Genomic DNA, 15594 nt, shown 5'->3' with positions numbered 1-15594 from the left:
CAGAAAGAATCGTTCATTTTTTTGCGAGAAATATAAACTATACCTTTCATTTTGGACTATTAAAAGGGCGGAATACTTTGCGGAAAGTTGAAAACATTTTTCGGGTCATATTTAGCCTTTACTTCCATTAACCGGTCAAAGTTACAGCTGTAGTAAGCATCTGGCCAGTCTTTAATGGAAAGGTCAGGTGTATTAACGTAAACGCCTTTTGTGAACGGGAGCATCGCTAATCGAAAATCTTCGGTCCACCGAATGCTTGCGGCAGCACCTTCTGCTTGATTCCAAGTGGCGAATATTGACATGTTCGAAAGTGCTTTTCGGTAAAAATAAGCTGTAGCTTCGTTCGATATTTCAGCTACGGCTCCGCCTAATCCATGGAAAAATACAGAAGTTGTTGCATGTTGTGGTGTATTGTTTATAAAGTGTTCGATGATCGTGAGTGCTTCTTCTGGCAATAGTGCATACACATATGGACCTACACTTTTAAATGGTAAAGGCTCTATAGGCTGTGTTGCAGCTATTCGTGTTGCCGCTTCTACCCAAGGTATTTCTTCTATAGTTACTGTTAACGGTGAACCGGCTTGTAATAATGGCTGCAGAAGTGCTTGCAATTCTTGGACTGATCCTAGGAATACTCCTTGCATTAATAACGATGGTTCCACTTCTGAAGACATGAAGAGGGTGCTCGTAAGTCGCTTATCAGCGCAAGGAAGAGTATATTCTTGCCAAGACTTTAGTACAGATTTTAAATCTGTTAAGTCCCAGCTTATTTCCGTAAATCCCACTGTGTTAATTTTATGTGTTCGAAATTTGAATGAAGTACATATTCCAAAGTTACCACCACCTGCACCTCGATATGCCCAGTAGAGATCTGAATTATGCTTAGCGTTGGCACGTACAATACAACCGTTCGCGTCAACCATCTCTAGCTCAATTAAATGATCAAGAGTTAATCCCCATGGACGGGAGAGTATACTATGTCCGCCGCCTAATGTTACACCTGCAATGCCAGGAGTAGGACAAACGCCGCTTGGCACAACTAACCCTTCAGCTGCGAGCGTTTCAGTTAAAGAAAGGTTTCTCCACCCAGTTCCGATTGTAACAGTCCCGCCGTTATGATCTATTTCTAGTTGCTTCATTTCACTTACATCAATTACAATTCCAGCGTTGTTAACGGATAAACCTTCATAATTATGACGACCAGAGCGCATACGCATAGGTACGTTATACTGTCTCGACCAGCGAACTGCATTTACTACATCCTGTGTATTTTGAGCAAAGACAATAATTAATGGGAATTTGTTGAAGAATGTGTTGAACTCCTCGCGAGCTGAATTATATTCTGGATTTTCGGGAGTTACGATACGTCCTGTAAGTTCAATGTTTTGATTACTCATTTAAGCATTCTCTCCTTGCCACATAATAAAATATCTATATTGCTATTCGTAATGTGGAAAAGCGGATATAAAAATAGAACTGACTATACGTTATAAGTAGATGAATGAGTGAGGGGGATTATTCCTAGAATGAGGTTTTCGGATGAATCAGTGAATCGAAATAATAAATAAAAGGCAACACCACACAAATTATAAATGCAGCATTGCCTAAATAAAATTAAATATATTTAATTAAAATCTCCCCAGGTAATCCATCAATCTCACAAACTATATCTGATGTAAAATCAGCGTTTAATAAAATTTTTCGAGAGGGGATATTATTTGGATCGATAATTGCTTTTAGTACGTTTACATCAGTATGCTTCGCTATTTCAATTAATTCTCTTGCAATACAACTACCATATCTTTTTCCCCAGTGTTCTGGCAATAACATATAACCAAGTTCAGCTTCTTTAAAATCATCCTCATTTACTGTTATATGTCCAAGTCCGATAAATTCATTTGTTGCACTGTTATAAACTTTATAAGATCCATACAGTTTATGTTTTTCATTGCGCCTTAATAATTTTTCATAGTCGTTTTGTGCTTCATCTAACGGAATGGTGCGCTCTGTAATTTGTGCCATTACTCTTTCATTTGATACGAGCAGGAAGTAGTGATTAAAATCTGTTGCTTCAAATTTTTTGAAATGTAGCTTATGCATATGCTTCCTCCAAACTAATTTTCATTTGTTCTTCAGAAAAGATAAACGATAGTTAAATCGTGATTTCTATTTGATTGCCTTCTGGATCGCTTATTACACTTTCATAATAGCCATCTCCAGTGAAACGTGGTCCATTTAATAAAGAATAGCCTGCTTCTTTTAACGTTTTTGTCAGTTCATTCACACGTTCCTTACTGCCAACAGAGAAAGCCATATGTGCATAGCCAGTTATATTAAGATTAGGCTCGTTTTCTATACCTTTCTTACGCATAAGTTCAAGCCTTGCTCCAGATTCGAACGTAATAAAATAAGATTCAAATTGTTTTACTTCGTTATGATATAAAGAGTTTGCTTTGCCGTTGAAATACTTCGTATAAAAAGTACGCATTAATTCTAAATCATTTACCCAAATTGCGATATGTTCGATTTTCATAGGTTTCACCAATCCTATCTGTACTAATTAGGCTTCCACTGTATAAAAGTTGCATGTACATTGCAAGAAATTTGATTCGGTGTTAAAGGCAATTGTTAATTTTTGGTTGTATACGTACATACAATGTGTAATTAAGTGAATGACTTACATAGGAATTACAGAAAAGGGTGAATGAGACTTATGAGTCAATTAGAGCAAACAATGTACGTTGGTGTCATCATGTCTATTGTACTATCCGTAATGATTTTGGGGTCTTTATATTATAATCCTCGTCTTTGGTTAAATGATTATCCAAAAGATATTCAAAAGGTAGTTTTTCCGAAATCGATTAATGAAAAAAAGCAAACGATTTACTTTAGTATTGCATACAATGTGATTCTCTTCGGTACTCCTTTCGTTTCAACATATATATTACATCAACATGAAAAACTATTGTATATTGAGGCCTATTTACATAGTTTTAGCATTTTAATGATTTTCAATTTAGTAGATTTATTAATAATCGATTGGCTTATATTTTGCTGGATTACTCCGAGATTTGTTGTTATTCCTTGTACGGAAGGGATGAAGGGATATAAAGATTACAAGTTTCATTTAAGAGGGGCTATAGTCGGTACTCAATTTTTAGCAATCGTAAGTTTATTTCTGGCAGGAATTGCGACAACCATTTAGTAAAAAGAAGAAGGATAGGAAACGTTTATATAAGATAAGTAGATTTATAATGTATAGAATTAAAAATGAGAATTTGATACTATTGGAGTAAAGGGTTTTAATAACGGTATATTAAGCGATATCAATGTACCTTTGCAAATGTTTTGATATTCCGTGAAATCACCTAATTTTATGGAAGCATTTGATAAAACCCCAAAAAACGCAATGGAGGCTATTATGAAAAAATTAATTGGCGCAGCAACAGCAACAGTTTTTGGATTGGGGGCTTTTACAACATCTGCTATCGCAGAAACTATCGTAACAGCGGATGTACTCAACGTACGTGAAAAGCCAACAACGGAATCAAAAGTTATCGAAAAAGTAAAAGAAGGACAAAAGTTAAAAGTCATACATACTGAAGAAGGATGGTCAAAAATTGATTTAAATGGTAAAGAATTGTTTGTAAGTTCGGAATTTACAAAAGATGTTTATCATGTAACAGCAAACCTATTAAATGTACGTTCTGAAGCAAACACAGAATCAGAAATTCTTGGCAGACTGAAAAAAGATGATGTAATTGAATCAACGCATCAAGTAAAAGATGGATGGCTACAATTTGAGTATAAAGGAAAAACAGCTTATGCAAACGTTTCTTTCCTATCAAGTACAGCACCAATTGAAAAGAAAGCTGAAGAGAAAACGAAGCAAGTAGCGAAAGTACAAAAAGCGGTAAATGCGAAGGAAGAAGCAAAAACGCAGAAAGTTGCAAAAGCTAAGGTAGCAACAAAAGCGAAAGAAGAAGTAAAAGCGAAAGAAGAAGTAAAAGCGAAAGAAGAAGTAAAAGCGAAAGAAGAAGTAAAAGCGAAAGAAGAAGTAAAAGCGAAAGAAGAAGTAAAAGCGAAAGAAGAAGTAAAAGCAAAAGAAGAAGTAAAAGCGAAAGAAGAAGTAAAAGTGAAAGAAGAAGTAAAAGCGAAAGAAGAAGTAAAAGTGAAAGAAGAAGTAAAAGTGAAAGAACAAGAACAAGCGAAAGTAAAAGAACAAGAATTAGCGAAAGCGAAAGAACAAGAATTAGCGAAAGTAAAAGAACAAGAACAAGCGAAAGCGAAAGAACAAGAATTAGCGAAAGCGAAAGAACAAGAGTTAGCGAAAGTAAAAGAACAAGAACAAGCGAAAGAACAAGAACAAGCAAAAGAACAAGAACAAGCGAAAGCAAAAGAACAAGAATTAGCGAAAGCGAAAGAACAAGAATTAGCGAAAGTAAAAGAACAAGAACAAGCGAAAGCAAAAGAGCAAGAACAAGCGAAAGCAAAAGAAGCAACAAAGACACAAGAAGTATCTAAAAATAACTCACAGTCTGCTAAACGTGAATTAACGGTAGTAGCGACAGCATATACTGCTGATCCAAGTGAAAATGGTACATATGGTGGACGCGTTTTAACTGCGATGGGTCATGATTTAACGGAAAATCCTAATATGAGAATTATCGCAGTAGATCCGAAGGTAATCCCATTAGGATCTAAAGTATGGGTAGAAGGTTATGGAGAAGCTATTGCTGGTGATACTGGTAGTGCTATTAAAGGAAATCGTATTGATGTTTTAATGGGTTCAAAAAGTAAAGCTATGAACTGGGGAAGACAAACTGTTAAAGTAAAAGTTTTATAATAATGGTTATCCAAATAGAAGTCAGTTCTCTTTATTGAGACTGGCTTTTATTTTTTGCCTTAATGTGATTCATTGAAAAAATTTGAAGGATATGTAAAAGAATAAAACCTTACTTTTGCTGCTGAGTACAGTAAGCAGTAAAAGTAACCATATTGAATTATTTAATCCTTATTTGTATTTCTGACAACCATATTGTTCTTCTAGCACTTCTATCACTATTAAAATACAATTAGATAAATAGGAGAAAAATATTCATAAAATAGTAATTATTTTATTTAGTCTTATACTAGGGTTTATAACGTTCCAAATCCCTATAGTGTCAGAATGGATACAGAACTCAGTCTTCTGGTAAATTGTTATTATTTTATTATCGTATTCATACCAAAAAGATAACGGTGATAAGAATAAGAAAAATGATGATTAGCAACAATAAAAAATGTTTTATGTACCGAAAGTTATTAAAAGATTAGTATCGAGGATCACCTTTATAAGCGAGAAGAGGATTAAATATGACAACAGAATTATATGGCACACATTACAATGAAATAAAAGGGTATAGAGTAATTGAAGGGAAAGATTCATATAATCATTATTTTGGCGGTCAAGATTGTGACTTACCACTATGTAAGCTATGCAATGAGAAAATGCATCAAATCTTTAGTTTAGATTTGAAAGATGATAGGCTTGTTGAACTTAAAAATGATGAAATGAATGTTTTACCATTCGTTTCTTGCTTGAATTGTTCGATGGTGTGGGAGCCGCAATATTTTCAGTTAAGTAATGGTGGTAAAACGGTACAAATAATAAAGCAGGACAATACGGAAGATTGGATAATGGAAGATGAGGATAAACTACCGGTCGATCTACCAAAAACTAATGTAAAGCTAACAAATATGAAAAATGAAGATATACCTACTGATGAAGATCGTTACTGGGAAGCTTTTGACTTATTCGGTTCGGAATATATATGTAGATTGTTAGGAGCGCCTTTATACGATGAAGTTCCAGAAGATTTGGGATGTCCAGCTTGTTCTAAAGAGATGAAATATGTTGCTACAATTACACAAGACCTTGAGGAACGGGAACTTATTTCAGTAGTTGATTTTCAGTTTGGTGAAATGAAGATATATTATTACTTATGTAAAGATTGTTCAGTTATCAAAACTGAAATACAAGGAACATAATGAAAATAAGACTGACTTATCCTGTCAGTCTTATTTTTGATGTGTCACATCATTAACAATGGCATGAAATATGTCTTTTTGCGTGAAATCATCTGTAAAAACAGTTTCTTTATCAACTTCAATTGTATCGTGCGGGTTATACCATTTACTCAATAAATCTTCTCCAAATTCAAGTCGTTTTTCTCTCGTATTATGCCGTCTAATCGTTTCTTCAAGTGATAAGTCAAAATAATATGTATAAGCGTTTCCTTCGAAATAATGTATTAATTCTTTCAGCATATCACCGTATCTACGACTGTTCAGTATACCTTCTAAAATAACAAATTCACATTTTCCTTTTCCGTACTTCGTAATTTCAAATAGTAAATCATGAGATAAGTTACCTATTGTATCGTGAACTTTTAGCATATCTCTGCGCACAACGTCTTGTGAGACTAGAAGTGTTCCTTGCCCGAAATGTTCTTGCAGTTCCTTTGCGATTGTTGTTTTGCCACTTGCGGAGTTTCCGCGAAGAATGATTAATGTCGATTTCAAAGTCTCATCTCCAAATTGTTTTAGTTTTTTAGGTCTTGTTACAAAAGAACTTCATTATGGGAAACATTCTTTTAGTTTGTTAAGTAATAGTTTATGATACTCAGTATAAGTTGAACAGAATAATTTCTTATTGTGGGATTATGCAAGTAAAGCTGTTTTAAAAAATTACTATCCGTATATAGAAAAGTTATTATAAGAGTAACTAATAAGGAGGTGGCCTATGTTATTCCAAAAGGGACAATTATTAGTTAGATATGTAACAAAAAACGATGCACCTATCATTTCTAAATGGTTAAAAGACCCAGAAGTCCTACAGTATTACGAAGGAAGAGATAATCCGCAATCTGTAGAAGAGGTACTTGCCCATTTTATACATAATCCAAACAGTAATGAAAAAAGATGTTTAATAGAATTCGATGAAGTGCCGATCGGTTACATTCAAATGTATCCAGTTGATTTTGAATGGAAAGCGTTATATGGATATGAAGAATCACAAAATGTATGGGGAATGGACCAATTTATCGGTGAACCACTCTTTTGGGGAAAGGGAATTGGAACAAAACTCGTTCAAGCAGCAATTACATACATTATGAAAGAAGAGGGTGCAGAAACAATTGCAATGGACCCTAAAGTAAATAACGAACGTGCGATAAAGTGTTATGAAAAATGCGGATTTAAAAAAGTGAAGATTTTAAAGGAACATGAACTGCATGAGGGGAAATTAGAAGATTGTTGGATGATGGAATATAAACAATTATAATGATTTATGAAAGGGCTTATACAAACAAAGGGAGCTGTGTGAAATGAAACAGGCATTACTAGTTATTGATGTGCAAGCGGGTATGTATACAGCAGGAATCCCAGTACATAATGGGGTAAAGTTTTTAGAAACGTTGCAAGAGCTTATTGGGGAATGTCGTTCAAGTGGTATTCCGGTTATTTATGTACAACATAACGGGCCAAAAGATCATCCGTTAGAAAAAGGTACAGATGGCTGGAAAGTACATGCGGCGATTGCATCGCAAGAAGGGGACAATATCGTTGAAAAGACGACGCCAGATTCATTCCATAAGACGAACTTAAACGAAGTGTTACAAGAAAAAGGGATTGAGCATGTTATTATTTCAGGAATGCAAACAGAGTACTGTGTTGATACGACAACGCGCAGAGCGTTTAGTGAAGGATATAAAGTAACATTAGTGAGCGATGCGCATAGTACGTTTGATACAGATGTATTGCGTGCTGAAGATATTGTAAAGCATCATAATGTTGTGTTTGGATCATTTGCGGATGTTGTTGCATTGAAAGATCTAAAAGTAGAAGCGTAAGTATTGAAGTGGCTGTCTCTAAATGGGGGCAGCTTTTTTATTTGAGGATAGGTCGTCAAACATTGTCGGTAAATCGATATTCTTTGTCGAATCGTTGATATATTCAAAAAATCGTTAATATAATTTCATTCACCGTATTGATATTACAAAAAATAAAAAGGAGCGCCACATCGTCAAAAATTCGACTGATGAGACAGCTCCTTTTTTGCACCAGTAATTATGGCTTTATTTCTTCTTATCTTTATCCAACACATTCTGTTCTTCAGCAAACTCCGTACCATATGCAAACCGGCGATTAATTCGAATGTTATCATTGTTGTGCCTTGAGTGGGAATTAGAAAAGCGATGGACGATTACTTCTGATAATGTAAAGACGATGGCAGAAAGGATACTGCCCCATGCAATTTGCATGTAGTTGTCTAATAAAATATTACCGAAAATCCAAACGCTTAAATACGTAAGTAAGAAATCCGTCATAATGGCAGCGGAATTGCCAATTCGATTTAAAATAATTTTATCAACAAACATATAAGAAACGATTGTGACGAAGAGACTAAAAGAAATGATTTGGACGAGCGTTGCTGGGAAAAATAGAGCTAGTCCGATACTAAAAGCGATGATGCATGATATAAATTTAATAAGTATTACAGTAATATCACTCAATATTTACACCTCCCATTTATACATAGTTTTACAATAAATTCAGGAGTTCATACATTGTAAGTGTTTAAATTAGATAAAACTTTATCACGTCGAAATTTTATCTAAATATTAAAAAAACATTCAAAAAATGTTATAGTGAAATGAGAGCGTATGACATTTTTAGGTAAGGGGGAATCCGGGATGTGGATTACTTCAGAAGTAGAAATTCCAGATGAGTTAATCGATCACCTTGAACAAGGGAAGTTAGTATTATTCGTTGGAGCAGGAGTTTCTATGAAGGGGAAATCAAACTTACCGAATTTCGATGATTTAGTTGATGAAATTTCGAAAGCTTTATATGTCGAAAGGCGTGAGATGACAGAACCCCACGATTATTATCTCGGTAAAATTGCGAAAACGAAAGATGTGCATCAAGTTGCAAGAGACCTCGTTAATATAGAAAAATCAAAACCAAATCCATTACACTATGCGATTCCAAGGCTGTTTCCGTTAGATGCGGATGTTCGAATTGTAACGACAAACTTTGATCAACATTTTACGTCTGTAATTACAGAAATGAATAGAGAGCTGAATATTTATTATGCACCTGCTTTACCGACAGGGAGAGCGTTTAAAGGGTTGGCTTACATACATGGGAATATAGAACAAGAGAAAGAAGCTTTAATTTTAACGGATGGTGATTTTGGAAGGGCTTACTTAACAGAAGGATGGGCGAGACGATTTTTAGTTGATTTATTTTCAAATTACACTGTTTTATTCGTTGGGTATAGTCATAATGATCCTGTAATGAAATATTTAGCAACAGGCTTACCACCGAGTACAAGGCGTTATGCTTTCGTCGCACAAGGTGATAATACATATCATTGGGAGCATTTAGGGATAAGACCGATTGTGTATCCGAATAAAGCAAATAATCATCAGGCACTTGTGAAAGCGGTGAAGCGGTGGGCGGAATTAATGGGGGATAATTATATTACGAAAAGAATGCGTATTCGTGATATTGTAACCGTTCCTCCATCAGTAGAGCAGGAGCAATTATCCTATATAAAACAGTCAATAAAAAAAATTGAAACCGTTCGGTACTTCGTTGAATTTGCTCGTGATTATGAATGGGTGGAATGGCTTGAAGCAGAAGGGAAATTAAGAAACTTATTTCTGCTTACAGCAAATTATGATGAAGTAGATGAATTGCTTGCGGAATGGTTAGTGGGGCAATTTCTATTTAGTCATCAAAAAGAACTATTTCAATTGATTTTTAAAAATCATTCTAAAATATCCCCGTTATGGTGGCGAACAATTTGTACTTACTTAAACGAAACGAAAGAAACGATGGACCCTTTGTTGTTTGCAAGATGGACATTGCTTTTATTAGAAACAGCAGAGAAAGATAGTAGCTCTATTGAAATGATCACATATTTATTGCAAAAATGTTCTTTCCCTGAGCATAAAGAAATTGGCTTGTTGCTATTAACGTTTATTTTAGACGGGAAACTTAAACTGAAGCGTGTAAGAAGATGGGGAAATGATACGCAAGAGTCGATTGAACTCGAGGAATCGAGTCGTATACCAATGCCTATTTTTTCTCATGTGGAGCAAATTTGGAAAGAGAAAATGAGACCACATATCGCTTACTACGCAAATCCAATTATGGTTATGGGATTAGAAAAGATACAACTATTGTCATTAAGACAACATGCACTGAAAAAAAGAGATAGAGAAATTTCAGTGCAGGAGTTACAGCAAAATGATTTTACATTTTTAATTCAAATTGTAAAAGAGTGTCTTACATATTTATGTGAAAACAATGAGAAAAAAGCAAATTATTATATTACAGAAATGATTGAAACTGATAGCGTACTTCAAAAGCGAATTGCGATTGAAGCAATGATTAATAATGTATTCATTACAGCGGATGACAAACTGAAGTGGTCGTTACATGCAGATGTTCTTTTAGATTTCACATGTAAACATGAAGTGTTTCAACTTTTAAAGAATTATTACGCAGATGCTTTAGAAGAAACGAAAGAAGAAGTAATTCAACATGTATTAGAGTATCTTGCAGAAGAGAGGGCGTTTGATGCTTGTCTTGTATTAGACTTACTATTCACGTGTGATCCGAATAGTAAGTGTACGGCGGAAGGATATGAGCTAATGAAACAGAAACACCCTCATTTTTCTTCAGATCAATACAGTGTTCCAAAGAAAGAGGCAAATGAACAACGTATTACATGCAATGTAACAGCTGATGGATTGCTGCAGCTGAAAGACGATGAAATAATGGAGCAAGTTCGGCAATTTTCAAGAGATGGTGTTTTTGAGCAACGTCATTTTTCAGAGATGTTATCAAAAGCGTGTAAATTGAATGTAGAGTGGAGTATTTCGTTTGCTTATCAACTAGTAGGCGTGCACGAAATTAGTAATGAAGTATGGTTTGTGTGTATTAGAGAATGGCGAAATAACAGAAATTTGACGAATGAACAAATTCAAAAGATTATACCGTTATTGCAGAAGTTTGTTAGAAATACTGCTTTTCATTGGTTAATTAGTAATTTTCTATATGAAATTAGTAATCGATTAGAAGAGTTAGATGAAAATAGTATACGGATTGTAAAACGTTTTTCTTTTTCTGTACTTCCACAAGTTATGAGAGGGGAATCGGATTTTAAGATTGGAAAACAAGAGTTTTACAATGAATCTATTCAGCATCCTGTTGGGAAGATGACTGCTGTATTACTAAAACTGTTAGCATATGATCATTTATACGATCGCAACGTGTATGAATATTTATTTTTATTTGAGGAGCAGGTAAGGATTACTTCGGAAAGAAAGAACTTTATGTTTGCTCGTTTAACAGCAGATATTACGTTTTTATACCATATTGAGAAGCAATGGTGTCGAAAAAATTTATTACCTTACTTAGATTTAAAGAAAGAAAGTGAGCTTACGAAATATGCGTGGGCGGGATTATGTTATACGCAAATTAATGTGCCTTTGTTTACAGAAATAAGGCGATATATTAAGTATGCGGTAGAACATTTAGAGGCACTACATCCATATACGAGAGAAGCATTTTTAAAATGGCTTAGCTTTGTATTTATTAAATGCGTATTATATTGGGAGCAAAAAACAGATTGGTTATATCCACTTTTGATGCAAGAAAACGAAGAAAATAAAATTAAATTTATGCAGTATTTATTCTACTACGTAAAAACGTTAAGTGGTAAGGAACAACAAAAATTTTGGACAGCGTGGCTTAGTGTGTTTTTAAGAGAACGTCCGAAAATGGGCGTAATATCAACGAGAGAATACATGATGCTTTTACGTATTGTTTTATGCATGGATGAGGTTTTAGAAAAAGGACTAAATATTATTTCGAGTAAATTTCAAGGTGTGGAAGGACAATGTAATCAAGAAGAAATGAAACAGTTGTTTATAGAGATACTTGAAAAGAAAGAGAGTTTGAAAGCGTATAAAGAATTGTATGCAAATGTGTTTTTCACTTTACTTCAGACGTGTCAAGAAGCCGATTTACTTGAAAGTGAAATTATACAAATAAAAGAACTATTAACCAAGTATGGTGTAGAAAGACATGTATTGAATTTAATAGAAAATGAGATAATTCGTATCGGAATTGTAACGGAGAATTTACAAGAGGAATCATAAGGCGAAAACGGATTTTTAAAAAATAAATAAAAAGTTGTTGACAGTGTTTTGAAAAGCGTTCTATAATACGAATCATACTTATTCAATTTCAAAAACATTTGAATAAACAAAGTGCAATGAAGAGATCACAGTAGTGGTTAGTCTTACTGTAACAGAGAGCTGGTGGTTGGTGTGAACCAGTACAGGGATAATCATGAATTACAGTCTTGGAGCATCTTTTTCGTAGTAAAGATAGTATTGTCTTTATGAAGAAAGAGCGGTCAAATGATCGTTAACAGTGAAGAGAGGTAGACGGAAAGTTAGTCTACAACTAGGGTGGTACCGCGATAAATATCGTCCCTACTGATTTATTCAGTAGGGACTTTTTGTATTTTAATGGTCCAACTTGAAAATAAAATATATATGCGTTGAAAGGAAAAGGAGTAGTTGTTGTTTCCCTGTAACAGAGAGCTGGTGGTTGGTGCGAACCAGTACAAAAACAAGAGCGAATTACAGTCCTGGAGCATCTTTTTCGTAGTAAAGATACTATTGTCTTTATGAAGGGAAAGACGGTCAGATGATCGTTAACAATGAAGAGAGGTAGACGAAATAAGTCTACAACTAGGGTGGTACCGCGATAAATATCGTCCCTACTGATTGGATCAGTAGGGATTTTTTGTACAAAAAAAGTGATTTTTAACTAGTAGATAGTGTTTTTATGGTAATTATTAGTTTAAAATAAGAAGAGGTATCGATTCCACTTTAAATTTGTATAATTTATCAGTTCAGAAAATAGAGAATTTTACATTCTCTTACTATACTTTTAAAACATTAGAGGAGGATTTCCAAATGGCAAATCATGAATTAGATCAATTACGTAAACAGGTAGATGAAATTAACTTACAACTATTACACCTTTTAAACAAACGCGGTGAAATCGTTCAAAAAATTGGAGAGCAAAAACAAGTACAAGGTACGAAACGCTTCGATCCAGTACGTGAGCGTGAAGTGCTTGATATGATCGCAGAGCATAACGAAGGACCATTCGAAACGTCAACGGTTCAACATATTTTCAAAACGATTTTCAAAGCAAGCTTAGAATTACAAGAAGATGATAACCGTAAAGCATTACTAGTTTCACGTAAAAAGAAAAAAGAAAATACAATTGTTAATGTTAAAGGTGAATTGATTGGAAACGGAACACAAACGTTCATTATGGGACCTTGTGCGGTAGAAAGTTTAGAGCAAGTTCGCCAAGTAGGGCAAGCGATGAAAGATCAAGGACTTAAATTAATGCGCGGCGGTGCTTTCAAACCGAGAACATCTCCATACGATTTCCAAGGTTTAGGAGTAGAAGGTTTACAAATTTTACGCCAAGTAGCAGATGAGTTCGACTTAGCGATTATTAGTGAAATTTTAAATCCGAATGACGTAGAAATGGCGCTAGAATACGTTGATGTAATTCAAGTTGGAGCACGTAACATGCAAAACTTCGATTTACTACGAGCTGTAGGTAAAGTTAATAAGCCAGTATTACTAAAACGTGGATTAGCAGCAACAATTGATGAGTTCATTAATGCAGCGGAATACATTATTGCACAAGGTAATGACCAAATTATTCTTTGTGAGCGCGGTATTCGCACATACGAAAGAGCGACACGTAACACATTAGACATTTCAGCAGTACCGATTTTAAAGAAAGAAACACATTTACCAGTTATCGTTGACGTAACACATTCAACAGGACGTAGAGATCTATTATTACCAACAGCGAAAGCGGCACTTGCAATTGGAGCAGATGCAGTAATGGCGGAAGTACATCCGGACCCAGCAGTTGCGTTATCAGATTCTGCGCAACAAATGGATATTCCAGAATTCCATAGATTCATGGATGAGTTAAAAGGTTTCAAAAATAAATTATCTTAATTCCATATCATATATGCACTGAAGAGGAAACAGTAGTGCTTATCTCACTGTTAAAGAGAGCTGATGGTCGGTGTGAATCAGTACAAAGGTAAGCATGAATTACAGCCTTGGAGCATCTTTCCCGCCAACTTTTGAAGGGAAAGACGGTCAAACGATCGTTAAAGCAGAAGAGAGGTAGACGAAATAAGTCTACAACTAGGGTGGTACCGCGATAAACATCGTCCCTACTGAGCGCTCAGTAGGGACTTTTTTGTACAAAAAAATAATAAAGGGGTAAGAGAAATGAGATACATTACAGCTGGAGAATCACATGGTCCGCAGTTAACAGTTATTTTAGAGGGTGTACCAGCAGGTTTAACACTCGCGGCGGAACATATTAATAAAGAATTATTAAGAAGACAAAAAGGGCATGGGCGCGGAAGACGCATGCAAATTGAAACAGATACAGTTGAAATTGTAAGTGGTGTACGTCACGGGATGACACTCGGTTCACCGATTACGTTAATCGTAAAAAATGATGATTTCAAACATTGGACGAAAGTAATGGGCGCAGAACCAATTTCAGAGCAAGAAAGTAAAGAAATGAAGCGTACGATTACAAAACCACGTCCAGGACATGCGGATTTAAACGGGGCAATTAAATACGGTCATCGTGATATAAGAAACGTATTAGAGCGCTCTTCTGCAAGAGAAACGACTGTTAGAGTTGCGGCTGGTGCAGTTGCGAAACAAATTTTGAAAGAACTAGGTGTGGAAATCGCAGGACATGTTCTTGAAATTGGCGGAGTAAAAGCGAAGCCTATTACTCACTTGCCGATAGAAGAAATTCAAACGATTACTGAAAATTCACCTGTTCGCTGTTTAGATAAAGAAGTAGAACAAGAGATGATGGATGCGATTGATGATGCGAAAAGCAGCGGAGATTCAATCGGTGGTATTGTTGAAGTAATTGCAGAAGGTATGCCAATTGGAGTTGGTAGCTACGTCCATTACGACCGTAAATTAGATGCAAAACTTGCCGGTGCTATTATGAGCGTGAATGCATTTAAAGGTGCTGAAATCGGAATTGGTTTTGAAGCGGCAAGACAGCCGGGAAGTAAAGTGCACGATGAAATTATGTGGGATGAAGAGAAAGGATACACGAGAAAAACAAATAATGCGGGTGGTTTAGAAGGTGGTATGACAACAGGTATGCCAATTGTAGTAAGAGGTGTAATGAAGCCAATTCCTACATTATATAAACCGTTAGCAAGCGTAGATATTGATACGAAAGAAGCGTTCCAAGCGAGTATTGAAAGATCTGATAGCTGTGCAGTACCTGCAGCAGGTGTTGTAGCTGAAGCGGTTGTTGCATGGGAACTTGCAGATTCACTAGTCGAACAATTCGGAAAAGACCGCATGGAATTACTAAAGCAAAACATTACGCAACATAACAAATACGCAAAAGAATTTTAATGAAAAGGCGGGGTTA

At 35.3% G+C, this 15594-nt stretch carries 13 protein-coding genes and 3 other annotated features; of the genes, 8 read left to right on the top strand and 5 right to left on the bottom strand.

Annotation, left to right across the window (positions count from 1 at the left end; translation table 11 throughout):
* Window positions 1–59: 59 nt before the first annotated feature.
* From EXW56_RS13990 to EXW56_RS13980, 3 genes are all read right to left on the bottom strand, one after another.
* Window positions 60–1397 (bottom strand): FAD-binding oxidoreductase, encoded by a 1338-nt coding sequence (locus EXW56_RS13990; RefSeq protein ID WP_002013453.1) that lies wholly within the window; start codon window positions 1395–1397, stop codon window positions 60–62.
* Window positions 1398–1614: 217 nt separating this feature from the next.
* Window positions 1615–2100: a GNAT family N-acetyltransferase gene (locus EXW56_RS13985; RefSeq protein ID WP_215596651.1), complete on the bottom strand. Its 486-nt coding sequence runs from the start codon at window positions 2098–2100 to the stop codon at window positions 1615–1617.
* 52 nt (window positions 2101–2152) lie between these two features.
* Complete coding sequence (locus EXW56_RS13980) at window positions 2153–2533, bottom strand: VOC family protein (protein ID WP_215557024.1); 381 nt, start codon at window positions 2531–2533, stop codon at window positions 2153–2155.
* 180 nt (window positions 2534–2713) lie between these two features.
* On the opposite strand from EXW56_RS13980, the gene EXW56_RS13975 reads away from it, so the two are divergent.
* The 3 genes from EXW56_RS13975 to EXW56_RS13965 all read left to right on the top strand — a co-directional run bounded on the left by EXW56_RS13975 (window position 2714) and on the right by EXW56_RS13965 (window position 6030).
* A complete protein-coding gene (locus tag EXW56_RS13975; RefSeq protein WP_002110474.1) occupies window positions 2714–3205 on the top strand; it encodes a hypothetical protein in 492 nt (163 codons plus the stop codon).
* 216 nt (window positions 3206–3421) lie between these two features.
* Complete coding sequence (locus tag EXW56_RS13970) at window positions 3422–4846, top strand: SH3 domain-containing protein (RefSeq protein WP_252197269.1); 1425 nt, start codon at window positions 3422–3424, stop codon at window positions 4844–4846.
* Between the two features lie 509 nt (window positions 4847–5355).
* Entirely contained in the window at window positions 5356–6030 is a 675-nt protein-coding gene (locus EXW56_RS13965) for a hypothetical protein (protein WP_215596650.1), read from the top strand.
* Between the two features lie 30 nt (window positions 6031–6060).
* On the opposite strand, the gene EXW56_RS13960 is transcribed toward EXW56_RS13965, so the two are convergent.
* Window positions 6061–6564, bottom strand: coding sequence for a kinase (locus EXW56_RS13960; RefSeq protein ID WP_016105177.1), 504 nt, complete (start codon window positions 6562–6564; stop codon window positions 6061–6063).
* Window positions 6565–6784: 220 nt separating this feature from the next.
* On the opposite strand from EXW56_RS13960, the gene EXW56_RS13955 reads away from it, so the two are divergent.
* Both EXW56_RS13955 and EXW56_RS13950 read left to right on the top strand, forming a co-directional pair.
* Window positions 6785–7324 carry a GNAT family N-acetyltransferase gene (locus EXW56_RS13955; RefSeq protein ID WP_215596649.1) on the top strand — a complete coding sequence of 180 codons (540 nt, stop codon included), beginning with the start codon at window positions 6785–6787 and terminating at the stop codon, window positions 7322–7324.
* Between the two features lie 43 nt (window positions 7325–7367).
* The gene (locus EXW56_RS13950) at window positions 7368–7892 is read left to right on the top strand and encodes a cysteine hydrolase family protein (protein WP_215596648.1); all 525 of its coding nucleotides are present in this window, start codon (window positions 7368–7370) and stop codon (window positions 7890–7892) included.
* A 225-nt stretch (window positions 7893–8117) separates the two neighbouring features.
* On the opposite strand, the gene EXW56_RS13945 is transcribed toward EXW56_RS13950, so the two are convergent.
* Window positions 8118–8555, bottom strand: a complete 438-nt coding sequence (locus EXW56_RS13945) for a YndM family protein (protein ID WP_002110461.1) — start codon at window positions 8553–8555, stop codon at window positions 8118–8120.
* Window positions 8556–8705: 150 nt separating this feature from the next.
* Here EXW56_RS13945 and EXW56_RS13940 point away from each other — a divergent pair, with 150 nt between their 5' ends.
* The 3 genes from EXW56_RS13940 (at window position 8706) to aroC (ending at window position 15578) form a co-directional block, all read left to right on the top strand.
* Window positions 8706–12218 (top strand): DUF4020 domain-containing protein, encoded by a 3513-nt coding sequence (locus EXW56_RS13940; protein WP_215557023.1) that lies wholly within the window; start codon window positions 8706–8708, stop codon window positions 12216–12218.
* Between the two features lie 107 nt (window positions 12219–12325).
* Window positions 12326–12562, top strand: a binding site (T-box leader).
* 54 nt (window positions 12563–12616) lie between these two features.
* Window positions 12617–12852, top strand: a binding site (T-box leader).
* A gap of 194 nt (window positions 12853–13046) precedes the next feature.
* On the top strand, window positions 13047–14123 hold the full coding sequence (locus tag EXW56_RS13935; protein WP_001273572.1) for a bifunctional 3-deoxy-7-phosphoheptulonate synthase/chorismate mutase: 1077 nt from the start codon (window positions 13047–13049) through the stop codon (window positions 14121–14123).
* A 9-nt stretch (window positions 14124–14132) separates the two neighbouring features.
* Window positions 14133–14352: a binding site (T-box leader), on the top strand.
* Between the two features lie 53 nt (window positions 14353–14405).
* On the top strand, window positions 14406–15578 hold the full coding sequence (gene aroC / locus EXW56_RS13930; protein ID WP_215596647.1) for a chorismate synthase: 1173 nt from the start codon (window positions 14406–14408) through the stop codon (window positions 15576–15578).
* The last annotated feature ends 16 nt before the right edge of the window (window positions 15579–15594 follow it).

The organism is Bacillus mycoides (genome assembly GCF_018742245.1).
Classification (GTDB): Bacteria; Bacillota; Bacilli; order Bacillales; family Bacillaceae_G; genus Bacillus_A; species Bacillus_A cereus_U.
Note: the sequence above shows the minus strand (reverse complement) of the source record. Positions and strands in the feature narration are given on the sequence as shown.